The 13,712-nt window shown below is 46.1% G+C and carries 14 protein-coding genes, 1 tRNA gene and 1 pseudogene; 9 read left to right on the forward strand and 7 right to left on the reverse strand.

Annotated features, from left to right (window positions below; translation table 11 throughout):
- Positions 1-93 precede the first annotated feature (93 nt).
- Positions 94-188 (reverse strand) — tRNA-Sec (locus tag DYH48_RS22245).
- Between the two features lie 141 nt (positions 189-329).
- Here DYH48_RS22245 and fdhD point away from each other — a divergent pair.
- From fdhD to yedF, 3 genes are all read left to right on the forward strand, one after another.
- The gene (gene fdhD / locus DYH48_RS22250; RefSeq protein WP_115335950.1) at positions 330-1,166 is read left to right on the forward strand and encodes a formate dehydrogenase accessory sulfurtransferase FdhD; all 837 of its coding nucleotides are present in this window, start codon (positions 330-332) and stop codon (positions 1,164-1,166) included.
- Between the two features lie 110 nt (positions 1,167-1,276).
- Positions 1,277-2,491 carry a selenium metabolism membrane protein YedE/FdhT gene (gene yedE / locus DYH48_RS22255; RefSeq protein WP_115335951.1) on the forward strand — a complete coding sequence of 405 codons (1,215 nt, stop codon included), beginning with the start codon at positions 1,277-1,279 and terminating at the stop codon, positions 2,489-2,491.
- The gene (gene yedF / locus DYH48_RS22260; protein WP_006084883.1) at positions 2,491-2,724 is read left to right on the forward strand and encodes a sulfurtransferase-like selenium metabolism protein YedF; all 234 of its coding nucleotides are present in this window, start codon (positions 2,491-2,493) and stop codon (positions 2,722-2,724) included. Before yedE ends, yedF begins: the two co-directional genes overlap by 1 nt.
- A 138-nt stretch (positions 2,725-2,862) precedes the next feature.
- Here the strand turns inward: yedF and DYH48_RS22265 are convergent, their stop codons facing one another.
- Entirely contained in the window at positions 2,863-4,197 is a 1,335-nt protein-coding gene (locus DYH48_RS22265; protein ID WP_115335952.1) for a M48 family metallopeptidase, read from the reverse strand.
- A gap of 208 nt (positions 4,198-4,405) precedes the next feature.
- Complete coding sequence (locus tag DYH48_RS22270) at positions 4,406-5,041, reverse strand: hypothetical protein (RefSeq protein WP_115335953.1); 636 nt, start codon at positions 5,039-5,041, stop codon at positions 4,406-4,408.
- A 402-nt stretch (positions 5,042-5,443) separates the two neighbouring features.
- Between DYH48_RS22270 and DYH48_RS22275 the strand changes: the two genes are divergently transcribed.
- From DYH48_RS22275 to DYH48_RS23845, 4 genes and pseudogenes are all read left to right on the forward strand, one after another.
- Positions 5,444-6,082 (forward strand): MliC family protein, encoded by a 639-nt coding sequence (locus DYH48_RS22275; protein WP_115335954.1) that lies wholly within the window; start codon positions 5,444-5,446, stop codon positions 6,080-6,082.
- An 18-nt stretch (positions 6,083-6,100) separates the two neighbouring features.
- Positions 6,101-6,523: a VOC family protein gene (locus DYH48_RS22280; RefSeq protein WP_006083714.1), complete on the forward strand. Its 423-nt coding sequence runs from the start codon at positions 6,101-6,103 to the stop codon at positions 6,521-6,523.
- A gap of 507 nt (positions 6,524-7,030) precedes the next feature.
- Positions 7,031-8,323 carry a M23 family metallopeptidase gene (locus DYH48_RS22285; protein WP_115335955.1) on the forward strand — a complete coding sequence of 431 codons (1,293 nt, stop codon included), beginning with the start codon at positions 7,031-7,033 and terminating at the stop codon, positions 8,321-8,323.
- 104 nt (positions 8,324-8,427) lie between these two features.
- Positions 8,428-8,609 (forward strand): annotated as a pseudogene (locus DYH48_RS23845) (VOC family protein); the annotation flags it as partial.
- Between the two features lie 3 nt (positions 8,610-8,612).
- Here the strand turns inward: DYH48_RS23845 and DYH48_RS22290 are convergent.
- Complete coding sequence (locus tag DYH48_RS22290) at positions 8,613-9,608, reverse strand: DUF481 domain-containing protein (RefSeq protein ID WP_115335956.1); 996 nt, start codon at positions 9,606-9,608, stop codon at positions 8,613-8,615.
- 138 nt (positions 9,609-9,746) lie between these two features.
- Entirely contained in the window at positions 9,747-10,373 is a 627-nt protein-coding gene (locus DYH48_RS22295) for a DUF3157 family protein (RefSeq protein WP_115335957.1), read from the reverse strand.
- A 233-nt stretch (positions 10,374-10,606) separates the two neighbouring features.
- Between DYH48_RS22295 and DYH48_RS22300 the strand changes: the two genes are divergently transcribed.
- Positions 10,607-10,999: a DUF1090 domain-containing protein gene (locus DYH48_RS22300; protein ID WP_115335958.1), complete on the forward strand. Its 393-nt coding sequence runs from the start codon at positions 10,607-10,609 to the stop codon at positions 10,997-10,999.
- A gap of 36 nt (positions 11,000-11,035) precedes the next feature.
- On the opposite strand, the gene DYH48_RS22305 is transcribed toward DYH48_RS22300, so the two are convergent.
- A complete protein-coding gene (locus tag DYH48_RS22305) occupies positions 11,036-11,614 on the reverse strand; it encodes a TonB-dependent receptor (RefSeq protein WP_115335959.1) in 579 nt (192 codons plus the stop codon).
- A 208-nt stretch (positions 11,615-11,822) separates the two neighbouring features.
- Here DYH48_RS22305 and DYH48_RS22310 point away from each other — a divergent pair, with 208 nt between their 5' ends.
- Complete coding sequence (locus DYH48_RS22310) at positions 11,823-13,091, forward strand: mechanosensitive ion channel family protein (protein ID WP_115335960.1); 1,269 nt, start codon at positions 11,823-11,825, stop codon at positions 13,089-13,091.
- Here the strand turns inward: DYH48_RS22310 and DYH48_RS22315 are convergent.
- The gene (locus tag DYH48_RS22315; RefSeq protein ID WP_115335961.1) at positions 13,088-13,711 is read right to left on the reverse strand and encodes a LysE family translocator; all 624 of its coding nucleotides are present in this window, start codon (positions 13,709-13,711) and stop codon (positions 13,088-13,090) included. The two genes, DYH48_RS22310 and DYH48_RS22315, sit on opposite strands and share 4 nt — an antisense overlap.
- Position 13,712: the final 1 nt, after the last annotated feature.

Below are 13,712 nucleotides of genomic sequence, written 5' to 3' on the forward strand. Positions count from 1 at the left end.
GAGTTTTTTGACAGAAGTGGTTTTACCCGTAGGAAATATCGCAGTAATAGCCGGGAAATTCGTGACGCGGAGCTTTTTTTCTCCCATGAGAATTGGCGGAAGAACATAGGAGTCGAACCTACCCAGGACTGCTGGCAGCCCTACCCGGATTTGAAATCCGGACGTCTCACCGGAGACGACGTTCTTCCAATAGAAGACTTAGGGATAGTAGAAAATGCGTAAGGATGATTCAAGGCGATTCTTATTTAGTTTATGGGTTTGTGATGCAAGTCTTAAATTGTTATCAAACTAATTGTTTTTATTTGGTTTTATAGTTTTAAAGGGGCGCTATGGAATATCATTCACATGAAGTGGTTACCGAAAGAAGCGTAGTCTTGTTAGAACATGGGCACGCATCTGAGCTGACTGACTACTTAGCTAATGAAGTGCGGGTCGCACTGGTCTATAACGGCATAGCGCATACCGTGATGTTGGCGAGTCCTCAAGATTTAGAAGCCTTCGCTATTGGTTTTACGTTATCTGAACGTATCGTTTCCCATATCAATGATATCAAAGGGGTGGAGCTCGAGTTCACCAGTGAAGGTGTGTTGATCCAAGTGGAAATCAACCAACGATGCTTTATGGAACTCAAGCAGCAAAGGCGGAATATGGCAGGACGCACAGGTTGTGGATTGTGCGGCGTCGCCCAGCTCGAAGAGGCCGTCAAGCCTGTGATGCGGGTGGACTCAGATGCCAGATTCGATATCGAACACTTACAGGTTGCACTTGGGCAAATTCAAGATAATCAACAACATTTTAAGCTGACGGGCGCCACTCATGCGGCCATGGGGCTTAACCATCAAGGACAGATCATCGCCGCCTATGAGGATATAGGCAGGCATATCGCACTAGACAAGCTAATTGGCGCCTTTTCCGCTCAAAATGTGGAACGTCCAGTGGCCGTATTGCTCACCAGTCGCGCGAGTTTTGAGATGGTGCAAAAGGCCGCTAGTGCCAATATCCAAATTCTGTTTGCTATGTCCGCCGTGACTTCACTGGCGTTGGAATTAGCAGAGAAAAGCAATATCACGCTTATCGGTTTTTGCCGTAATGGCAGGGCAACGCTTTACACCCACGGTTATCGCCTGTTGGGGCAGCAGTGTGTCAGCTTAGCTAAAGCCATTTAAGCGTGAGGCCACTTGAGATTGAAGTTGTCGAACGACTTCAATCACTCTGGCACACAGGTTATAAGCGCATTGCGCTTATTTTTTATAGTCTCGTTCATTAGGGTAATGACATGACATGGCAACAATTTAAACAAGAATATTTAGTCCGTTTTTGGGCACCTATGCCAGCGGTTATCGCTGCGGGTATCCTTTCTACTTACTATTTTGGTTTGACCGGAACCTTCTGGGCCGTTACTGGGGAATTCACTCGTTGGGGTGGTCATTTACTGCAGTTTTTAGGTGCAGAACCAGAAACTTGGGGCTATTTCAAAGTGATAGGTCTGCAGGGCTCTCCTCTAGATCGTATCGACGGCATGATGATTATCGGTATGTTTGGTGGTTGTATTGCTGCTGCGCTTTGGGCCAATAACGTCAAACTGCGTATGCCACAGAGCCGTATCCGTATTGCTCAGGCACTGATCGGCGGCATTATTGCTGGCTTTGGTGCCCGCTTGGCTATGGGTTGTAACCTTGCCGCCTTCTTCACGGGTATTCCTCAGTTCTCTTTACATGCTTGGTTTTTTGCCTTGGCGACCGCTGCGGGCTCTTACTTTGGTGCAAGGTTTACCTTACTGCCTATGTTCCGTATTCCGGTAAAGCTTAAGAAGGTGAATAAAGCGACTTCGATTAAGCAGGATGAAAATCAAGCCAGACGACGTTTTCGCATCGGTATGTTAGTGTTTGTCGGCATCGTCGGCTGGGGCTTATTGACTATGTTCAATGCGCCTAAACTCGGTATCGCATTGCTTTGCGGAGTTGGATTTGGTCTGTTAATTGAACGGGCGCAAATCTGCTTTACCTCAGCGTTCCGTGATATGTGGATCACTGGTCGTACTCATATGGCTAAGGCGATTATTCTCGGTATGGCGGTGAGTGCTATTGGCATTTATAGCTATGTGCAACTGGGGGTACCACCTAAAATTATGTGGGCGGGTCCTAATGCGGTGATCGGCGGCTTGCTTTTTGGTTTTGGTATTGTGCTTGCTGGTGGTTGTGAAACGGGCTGGATGTACCGTGCAGTCGAAGGCCAAGTGCATTTCTGGTGGGTCGGTTTAGGCAACGTGTTAGGTTCGACTTTACTGGCGTATTACTGGGATGACTTAGCTCAACCCTTAGCGACCAACTGGGACAAAGTGAATTTATTGACCAGCTTTGGTGATAGGGGCGGCTTATTGCTGACCTATGTGCTGCTGGGACTTTCCTTTGGCGCTATGTTGCTATGGGAAAAACGTTTCTTTGCTCGCAAGGCGAAGCGTGATGAACAATTGCTAGCGGAGGCGGCGTAATGAATCAATATGTTCCAGATTATCAACTCGATATGGTCGGTGAACCTTGCCCTTATCCTGCAGTGGCCACCCTTGAAGCTATGCCTAAGTTAAAGCCCGGTGAAATCCTCGAGGTGATCAGTGACTGTCCGCAGTCCATCAACAATATTCCTCTCGACGCTAAAAATCATGGTTATAAAGTGTTGGAAATTGAGCAGAATGGACCAACTATCCGTTATCTGATCCAGCGTTAGCGATTGATTTTCGCTGAGGCGTAAAACTGAAAAAGGCACAAACTTATGTTTGTGCCTTTTTACTATCTCCTTTGGAAATACAATTAACTTCCTCAGGAAAGCTGCCTTCAGTCGATGTCTAATTGAGTTAACTCAGGCTTAGCCTTGGCAATCTAGCGGCAGATATTCGTCGGGAATGTCGCTACTGCTGCAAACCCAAGTGATATTGCTTTGCTCATCAACTTGTGGCGAAAGATAGACTTCGTAGCCTTGATAATCACCGAGGGCTTCGCTTCCTACAAAGCCGACAATGCCATCTGTGTACAAATTAAATGTCGCAATCTGCTCGTCCGTCAGCTTTAGGGCATCTAATTCAGTTGGCCATGCTTGGTTGGTTTGATAATAGCCAACTAAGATGTCGGTGATCGGCGTTAATGCTTGGTGCTGCTGATCGATACTGGCAATGGCGAGTGTCGCGTCAGGCACTGTCATGGCTGCTGGTGTCGCTTCGGTTGCAGCCGGGGCTTCATAGCTGCTGGCTGCACTCATCTTTTCTTGATATTGCTTGTATGCTGGCAACGCAACTGCGGCGGCAACTCCAATAATCGCAGCAAAAATAATGAGTCCACCGCCTGCCGTGCCCATGCGTGGCATAAAGAGGCTAAATACAAATGCCCACGCACTGCGTGATGGCGGCGTGTATTCAGTTCCCTGCGCTTTAGCGTCGACTCTTGCCATACGCTTAGTCAGCCAAGGATAGCTGCCGTTAAGCTCGTGCAGTGACATCCAAAAACCACTCGATTCGCGAGCTTGGCGGATATATTGATCTACATTCATACGTTTCCATTGCTCTACGCCAGCGGCTAAAACGGCGACGGCATTGGTGGCAGAGCGTAAGCTGTTGCAGCAACGTAACCCGTGGAGATCACAGGTATATTCGCAGGCGCGAGAATAAGCCGCGCCCACTAAAGGCAACCAAGTGGCGAAGACTAAAAAGGGTGCTTTGCCAATATGATTGCGGCGAATATGGCCTAATTCGTGGCCGATATAGAAGTTAAGTGCATCTTTATCGGACTCAAGCGCATCCACAATCGATGAAAACAACACGATATAGTTACGGCCGAGGAAGCGGGTTGCCAGCGCGTTGAGCATGCCATCGGCGGCCAACAAGTAAGCCCGTGGTGGCTCTTTCATTTCTAAACGTTCGCAGCATGCTAAGTATTGTTTATGTAATTCAGGGAATTGCTCTGCATTGATTTCGACAGCTGTACCTTTTAGGTAGCTGATAAAAGCGGAGTGGCTGAAAAGATAAATAATGAAAAACATCAACACATAGAGCAGGGCCATGCCCAAAGTACCTATGATCAATGCTGCCCAGACGATCCCTGAGATAATCGCTAACAGAGTGAATAGCGATTTTTCCTTCGAATAGACAATTTCTGTCATTTGAATCGGATTATCGTTCCCTGCGGTTGCGGTAATAACTTGTTCCATGTTGATCCTTTTCCTAGTGAAGTGACAAGCGGCGTGAAAATAGTCAATTTCGCTCGAAAATTCAACCACTATCACGCGTAATGCTAAAATTAACCGTTTTGTGATTCGGTTAAATCAGCATTACGCGCAACTGACGTAGGAAGCTTGTCTCAGGATCTTGCGGCTTTTAGCCAGTTGGCAAATGCGCTGGCTATTTTCCAAAGGCAGTTTAAGGTGCCTTTATCGCCGTGCCCGCTTTAATGGCTGCTTGAGCGAGGCTGACAATTTCCTTCTCTGCGGTATTGGAAAGGCTTTCCTGAACTTTGCCTAGCTCATTCATTTGTTGATCAAGCACGTCTATCGATGCGCTCAGACTGTCGATCTCCACCTGTATCTTAGGATCTTCATTCTCGGTCGCAACATTGAGTAAAAGTTGCTGAGTTTGACTGTTGATCGCGTTGCCTTTTTGCTGCAGCTGTTCGCCTATCGCCTGCATTTTTTCTCCCTGTTGCTGCATAGGCATGATGGCGGTTTTGATTTGCGCCACTATGGCGGGATCTGTGATCACGTAAGGCGTTCCTGCGGTTTTCACCCACAGATAATCGGCATGATAAGGATTACCTTGGCGCTCCAGCTGTTCCCAATCGTCACTGTGGCCAGCGCCGATAGTCATCTCGCCATCTTGCTGAACATAAATCCATGAGAAATCTGGCTGACTTTGGCTGAGCACCGATTTACTGATGACTGATATACCTCCATCGGCACTGTTGCTCGTTGTTTGGCCCTTTGTTTGAGTCGCCCAAATGGCGGTTGGGATCAGAGCGAGAATAAATAGACCGCCCATAAGTTGAGTGCGTGTATTCATAGTGCTTCCTTGTATGGCTATGTGGATCGGCGGGTTATGCCAGAGTTGCATTAGCCTGCCACAGCAGAATCTGTGCCATAAAAATTTCATATTACTTATCAATGTAATGGCTATTTTAGTGTCCGCTGGCCGCCGCCAAGATAGCGCGAGAGTGTCCGGCAATGTGTCCGGTCAGGCTGGTGGACACGGGCTGCTAAGCCGTTGCATTTTCCTCGCCGAGTTTGATTGTTAGCACTAGAATGAAGTGCTTGTGGGGTCGAGATAATGGTGAATTTAATCACGATTTTTACACTATTTTGAGTGCGATTTAAGGCATGGCTCTTTGAGTCAGGTTAGGTTAAGCCGATCTAGGGTTAGCTATGGCAAGCGTTGAAGTAAACCACAGAATATAAAGGAATTGAGATGGTAAAGTTAATCAATAAGATGTTGAATAATCGACTGGGCTTCACTAGGTATTGCGCCGCCGTTGTGATGGTGAGTTCGTTAAGTACAGGCGCCATGGCGGCCGATGCGCCTTCCTTTAACTGCGCAAAAGTCAATGCGGGCAGTATCGAAGCTATGGTTTGTAAGGATGCGGGACTGAGCCAACTCGATAATCAGTTAGCTGAGGTTTACAGCCAAGCGCTTGAAAAAGCAAAAAATGAACAGCCACCGACTTTAAAAGCGATGCAGCGTGGTTGGGTGAAAGGCCGTAATGAGTGCTGGAAGAGCGACGATAAGCACGCGTGTATTGAATCTAGCTATCAAACCCGCATTGCCGAACTGCAGGCACAATATCGTTTAGTCGACATGACCGGCCCAGTGTTTTATGCCTGTGACGGCAATCCAGCTAACGAAGTGGTCGTGACTTATTTTAAAACCGAACCTGCCACCCTGATTGCTGAACATGGTGATAGTACTTCATTAATGTTTGTGCAACCCAGCGGCAGCGGCGCTAAGTATCAAGGCCGCAATGAAAGCCTATGGGAACATCAAGGCGAAGCTAAAGTGGTTTGGGGCTACGAAGCACCAGAAATGACCTGTAAACTGGTGACCAAATAGGATTGATTTAAGGTTGCCATGAAACAAGCTCTAGTGCATATCGCCTTGGTCGTAAGAGATTACGACGAGGCGATTGATTTTTATGTGAATAAATTAAAATTCGAATTAGTCGAAGACACTTATCAAGCCGAGCAAGATAAGCGCTGGGTCGTTGTTGCCCCACCGGGTTCTAAGGGCGCGTCTATTTTGTTAGCGCGGGCTTCTAAGCCAGAGCAGTTCGATTTTATTGGTAATCAAGCGGGTGGGCGGGTGTTCTTATTCTTGAATACCGATGATTTTTGGCGTGATTATCGCCGTATGGTCGCCGATGGCGTGGAGTTTGCGCGCGAGCCGCAAGAACAAGACTATGGCACAGTCGCCGTGTTTAAAGATCTCTACGGTAACTTATGGGATTTACTGCAATTGAATCCGAATCATGTCATGGCTAAGCGAATGAGTTAAGATTCAGTATTTCGTATGAATTACCGCGCAAGTTATTTAATGGGGTCAAACACTGAGAATACTCTTTGTGTATGACCTCTGTTAAATTCATCGACAATTCTCAGTTATTGATCATTTTTATTGGGGATTCACTGTAAATTTCAATTTATTCTTGTGGAACGGATAGGTTTTATAATGGATTGGTCAATGCCATTATGTTTTTATTTAAAATTCAATGCCTATCGAATAAATTACTCTTTTGTTTTTATCATTACCCATTCACTTATTATGTACTTTAGTATTTAACTCACATTTAAATTAATAAATGTCAGCTTTTGTTGACAGCTTTTTTCGTCACTTATTTGCATAGACGATTATTGTCACTTAGCTTCTTTAATGTTCTTTAGCTATAAAATTTTAGCAAAAACATTAGTCGTGAATATCATTGCGTCTAAAGCAAGCTGGCATTTAAAAATAATATTTAATCAATATTTAATCTGAGTAACTTACTAAAGGAATTTGATAAGTATGAATTTTTTTAAAATACGTTGTGCGGTATTGTGGATAGGCCGCGCGTTAAGTATCTCCGCGATATTAGCGTTACCATCGATGGCATCTGATATGCCAACTAGCCAGTATCATATTGATTCAGATGAAATAAAAATGGTGAATATGCCTAGTGTGTTACTGCCATTTAATAATTTGATGTTTTTATATGGGGTAGATGCATCGCAGTTTGATTTAGCGGACTTTATTTACGTTAATGCCCCTGACTTAATTGATAAAGAAGAGGCTATTACGCATTGGGCTGGATATTATAGTATTAACCCCAAAGTCATACTGACTTTGATGGAAATGCAATCTCAGTTAATTTCGTCTCCGACAGCGGAAGCGCTTAACCGACCTTTGGGAGCATTATCGGATAAGCAGGGCTTTGAGGAACAACTTCAAGATGTATTGGCTCAGTTATCACAACGTTTTTATGCCTATGAAGAGTCTCAATTAAAAGGCCTATACCCGTCAAGTACCGACGCAGTTAATGCATCGAGTTTCGCATTATTGGCTTTGTTAAACGGTCGTAGGATAGAGCAGCATGCCGTTATGTCGGGTGAGCACGCTTTGGGATTGGACCCATTTATTGAGCAGTTTAGATTATTATTTGGCAATACTGACCGTGAGTTGTTAATGAGTTCCGTTGTTCAAAATCCGCCAGTAGCTGATTCGACTCAGTCGATGCAACAAGTCGTCCCATTGGCTAGTATCACCGCGAGCAGTCTGCCACCCAGTAACATGTTGCAAATGCCTTGGCGACAGGGCTATTCATGGCAATCCAATGGTGCCCATTCGCATACTGGGTCTGGCTATCCGCTATCATCAATCGATGTCTCCTACGATTGGCCGCAATGGGGCAGTCCGACGTATTCGGTTGCTTCAGCACATGGCGGGACTGTTAATGTGTTGTCTCGCTGCCAAGTACGGGTGACAAATGCTAACGGTTGGGCGACTAACTATTATCATATGGATCAAATTACAGTGCGTAATGGTCAATATGTAAATCAAAATACCGTGATGGGCATTTATGCAAATAATAAAAATGCAGCCTTGTGTGAAGGCGGGAGTTCAACTGGGCCCCATTTGCATTTTTCTTTATTAAAGGATGGCCGCCATGTGTCGTTGCAGGATGTACATTTGGGGCAATATAGAGTCAACATTGGTAGTTACAACTATGACAATAACTGTAGTCGTTTCAATCTGTTTGATGTAAGTAACAATCGTACAATGTGCGCTTGGGCGCCGCTGTATAATGCGGGAAGTCTCTAATCCATGATAGAAAGCCCCTCAATCGAGGGGCTGATATTATGCGGAGCACAGTTGATCGCTAAGCTAGCTGGACCCTCAAATTATTTGGATATCCCCTGCTTCAATTTTTGAATACCGATGACTTTTGGCGTGATTATCGCCGTATGGTCGCCGAGTTTGCGCGCGAGCCGCAAGAACAAGACTAGGGCACAGTCGCTGTGTTTAAAGATCTCTACGGTAACCTATGGGATTACTGCAATTGAATGATGAGCATCCTATGGCGCACAGGTTAGCGTATCGGGAGTGAGGATTAGAAATTCACACCTAATCCTAAGGTGTAGCTCGTATCTCTCGTATTGCCTATGACGGTTTTAGTGTCGTTAAAGTCATATTTAAAGGACAAATAAATCCGCTGAGTGAGCAGATATTTAAGCCCTAGGGTCGAGTTTGAGATGTAATCAATCGCTGGTATATCTGGGAAGGCAATTTGCAGATCGGCGTAGGACTCTAAAATGCCATCAAACCAATATTGTTTATAGTTAAGCGATGCTGCCCAAGCGTTAAGCTCTAGCTTAAAAGACTGTTGTCCAAGCCAAAAATGGTTGTAGGTTACGACGAAGTCTAATTTATCGCGCCCAGCCCCCCAAAAACGATAACCAGGACCGAGCGCTGCATAATAGCTATGGCTATCTATGCCGAGCTTATCTTGTTGATAAAAATCTTCCTGACGTAACAGCCAATGCTCATTGATCAGATAGTCTAATGAATAATGTCCTTCGAAGGTGTTGCGCTTTGTCACGTCATCTTCGGTCTCGTAGCGCACTTCGGTCTTGAGATTGTGTCGCCATTGCAGGGTTTCCGCCGTGATATCCCCTTTGACATGCAGCTTCTGGCTATTTTTCTTGTTTTTAGTGACATCGAGTGAGCTTTCTACGCTGCCGTTATAATTCCAAGCTGAGTCCGCATAGCGTTGGGAAAATCTCAGCTCATCCACTGGGGTTTGTTGGTGATTAATCAATACCATGCCATGTTGTTCAGAAGCCTGAATACTGATGTCCTGTATTGAGCGGCCGACACTCCAAGGTTTAGGCGTTGAGACTTCAAAACTGAGAATAGCACTGCGCTGAATGGCAATCTTAGGGGCATAGCTGGTTTTGATGATTAAATCTTGATCGTTGAATTCTTTGATTTCACCGCTAATTTTATCGCCATTGAGCAAGAAAACCGTATCGGCTAAGCACAAGGGGCTGAGGCTACAGAGCGTAGCAGCAAGGTACAATGCTGGATTGGATATCAGATTATGCATCTTGCTTGTGAGCTCAAAATAAGGGCGTTAGTGTGTGGTTATTCTACCTGAACTCTAGCACTACAAAGCAATAACATTCGCTAAAAGTACTGATAAGGGATTGAAAACTGGCTCGCAATCCCTTACTTATTCGCCGTGTTAGCGGGAGTTAATTTCAGTGATCTTGAGGTTAATTAACTGCTTCTGCCATTGAGCTTTATCTATGCCTTCGACCCAAATCACGCTGCTTTTACGCTGCTCGCCCTTGCGAAGATAGGTTTCAGGCATGCGGAAAATAGCTTCCCACACTTCGAGTTTTTCGGTTTTGAGCAAAGTGCCATTATCGGCGAAGAAGCTGGCTTCCACTTCGACTAAGGTCACGTGTTCATTGCTGGTACTGGCAAGATCGAAACTGAGTCCGAGTTTATCGCCTTTCCATTGACCTTCGGCAAAGCTGACTTTGATGCCATCTTTACCGGTTGAGCCTAGTAGCTCAGGTTGGGCAATTGCGGTGGCAGTCAAGGTGGTGACAGGCGCCGCTACAGTTTGAGTGGCGAGTGCAACACTTGGGACGCTGGCAATATTGCTTGAGGCGCTCACTGCCGTCGCTGCTAAGGCATTGGGCGCAGCTTTGGTTTCTGTGATCACATATTCCCAGGTAAAGTCGTCTTTGAGTCTGACTTGGGCGCCATTTTCTAGGGTGATTTGAGCTACGTCGGCGGCCATAACCGATGATGTTAGCAATAACAATGAGCTAAGTGCGCTAAGGCGTAATGAAGTTTGCATTAATTTTCTGGCTCCGATATCCGTCTGAGTCAATATTCTGCCCTAACATAAACAATTTGCCGCATATTAGTCACTGTCTAAGTCGTGTTTTGACGAATAAAGTGGATTTAGCTGGAAGATACTGACTCGAATACAGATTGAGCTCACTGAGTGTGGCACTATATTGATAGCGCGGTGACAGGACACAGTCAGATAGCGGCAATGATCAATGAATTAAGCGTGAGGAGATTAATATGCAGATTAAACATGGAATTTATGGCGTCGTTATTAGCTTGGCATTGAGCGCGACAGCATGGGCCGATGAAACCCCTAAAGTGGGCTGCGCGGCTAAGTTAGAAGCCATCAGTGCTGAACTAGCCCAAGCCAAAGCAGCGGGTAATAAACATAAAGTTGACGGGCTCGAAAAGGCCTATTACGAAGTCTCAACCCATTGTGATGACGACAGTTTATATGCCGAGCGCGCCGCCAAAGTTGCGGCTTTAGAAGAAAAACTGACTGAGCGCCAAAACGAGTTGGCTAAAGCCATAGAAGAAGGTCGTTCTATGGATAAAATCAATAAGAAACGCAATAAGGTCGCCGAAGTGGAATTGGAGCTTGCTAAGGCGCGAGCCGAGCTAACCCAATAAGTCGCCTAGGCTCAGTCGTTTGGATAAGCATTAGGCTTAGCCCGCGTAACCTATGCTCAAAACTGTGGATTCTGTACTGGAGTTATAGCCCGCGCTCAGGATGAAATGTTCTGTAATGCGGTATCTTAGCCCAGCTTCTGCGCCCCAACGGGTGGTTTTATCTTCTTCCCATGTGGGCTTGCCATCGACAATTTTGGGTGAAATATTATTCGTGTAAGACACTGTGCTGATATAGCCGCTGCCGCCCGCATAAAAGCTTAAGTCGGCAGTGAGGCTGTAGCTTAACCCTAAGCGAAAGAGGCTTTCTTGGCGATATGACAGCGCTGGTTCTGGCACTATTACATCGGTTTCTCGGCTGCGGGCATAGCCGAGGTAATAGCCCCATTGCTGGTAATTATTATCGAAATGATAGGGTGCTAATGTAATGCCGTAGAGGTTGTCTGCAGCGGGAATGTAATCCAGCATGAGGGCGATATAAGAAGGATTGGCGGTTTTCTCTGATTTATCTGACATCACCAATGGCTTCGAAGTGCTATATTCGGCAGCTTGAAGTGGTTGGCTTAGGCTCAATAGTCCAAAGCTGAGACAGGCTAGCATAGATGAATAACGACTCATGGGATGATTTCCTTGGGAACAGGTTGAAGATTGTTCATTTTCCTTTGTGCTCGGTCAATTCAAAATGCTAAAATCTCTTTTAAAATAAGTGTTTGTAAATTTATTGTGTTTGGATATCAGTATTTTCTAGGGTGACATTAACCGAGGTCAACTCGGCGGTTACCTTTGTATGGGTTTGTTGCGCTAGCGCCTACGTTGGAGTGGAATTGTGGATCAGGAAATAAGGCTCGAAATTTCGGCATGGCTAGCGGGCTTTGGGATTGATAGCCAACCCTCGGACGGCATATCAACCAGCATCATGATCATTGCCTGCTTACTGCTCGCGGGAATCGCTTATTTCATTGTTCGACGCGTGGTCATACGTGCGGTCAACATGGTGATCCTCCGCTCCAAAGTTACCTGGGACGACGTGTTCATGCGTTACAAGGTGCTCGAAAAGCTGGCCATGCTAGTGCCTGCAATCGTGCTCAATCTATTAGTGCCCATCGCCTTAACCGAACATCAAATCTTAAGTAATTTAATCGACCGGTTGCTGAGTATTTGGCTGGTGGTGCTGATGATCCGCGCTATTTATGCGGGTTTAGATGCGGTCGATGAAATTTCAGATGTCAATCTGGTGAGCCGACGTTTACCCGTTAAAAGCTTTGTGCAGTTAACTAAGCTGTTTTTATTTTTTGTCGGCATTATCGTTTCTATCTCCATCTTGGCCGATCAGTCCCCTGTGTACTTCCTTAGCGGCTTAGGTGTGGCGACGGGTTTTGTGATGTTAGTGTTCCGCGACACTATTTTAGGTTTTGTGGCGGGTATTCAGTTAGCAGCAAACCGCATGGTGAGCAAGGGCGACTGGATCCAGATGGACAAATATGGCGCCGACGGTGCGGTAGAAGAAGTCTCGCTGACCACAGTTAAAGTGCGTAACTGGGACAAAACCATCACTATGATCCCCGCCTATGCCTTAGTGTCGGATGCGTTTCGCAACTGGCGTGGTATGTCTGAGTCGGGTGGGCGTAGGATCAAACGCGCTGTTAATATCGACATCAACAGCATTAAGTTTTTGAGCGAGGAAGAGCACGAACGTCTCAGTAAGATCAATTGCTTAAAAGAATATTTCCCTGCCAAAATCAACGAAATCCGCGAGGCGAATGCCAGAGTCTCTGATCTTGATATGAAAGTGAATGGTCGCCATTTGACTAACGTCGGCACCTTCCGCGCTTACCTGCAGGAATACCTACAGCGTCACGATAAAGTGCACAAGGACATGACCCTAATGGTGCGTCAGCTCGCACCAACCACAGAGGGTCTACCAATCGAGATTTATATCTTCACTAACGATACTCGCTGGGCATTTTATGAAGCGATACAAGCAGATATCTTCGACCATGTTTTTGCAATATTGCCTGAGTTTGGTCTGCAGGCTTTCCAAGCGCCAACGGGTAACGATATTCGCAGCTTAAAATCGGTGAAGGTCGAGGGTTAGTCTCGACTGATCAGAATCGCGGCTAAGGTAAGAAATACACCGCCGCTGGTTCTGTCAAACCAATGCAGCTTGTTGCTCGCCTTTAGGCTGGGCGCAAGCACATTGGCCATGCTGGCGTAAATCATCACAAAGCTAAAATCCACTATTGCCCAAGTGGCTGCCAGTATCATAAGTTGCGGTAATTGCGGCGCGGCAAGATTGATAAATTGCGGAAACAGCGCGGCAAAAAACAGTAAATCCTTGGGATTACTGATCCCCACTAGAAACGCCTGCTGATAAAGTTGCCTTGGTGTGCCTTTTCCTTTTGATTGGCTGATCTCAAGGGGCTGATCTTGGTTTTTGGTCAACAACAGCTTAATACCTAAAAACACTAAATAGGCCGCACCGCACCATTTTAGCAGGGTAAAACCGTATTCTGAGGCGCTGATAATGGCGCCTAATCCCGCCGCTGATGCCATCATCAAGACTAATGCGGCACTCACACTGCCAAGACCAGTGGCCATGCTGCGCATCTTACCGAAATGGATCCCGTGGGACATAGACAGCATAGCGATGGGGCCGGGTGAGATCCCAATCAATACAATGGCCAAGAGATAGAGTAACCAAGTTTCGGGTTGCATG

It is taken from the genome of Shewanella baltica, assembly GCF_900456975.1.
GTDB classification, from domain to species: domain Bacteria; phylum Pseudomonadota; class Gammaproteobacteria; order Enterobacterales; family Shewanellaceae; genus Shewanella; species Shewanella baltica.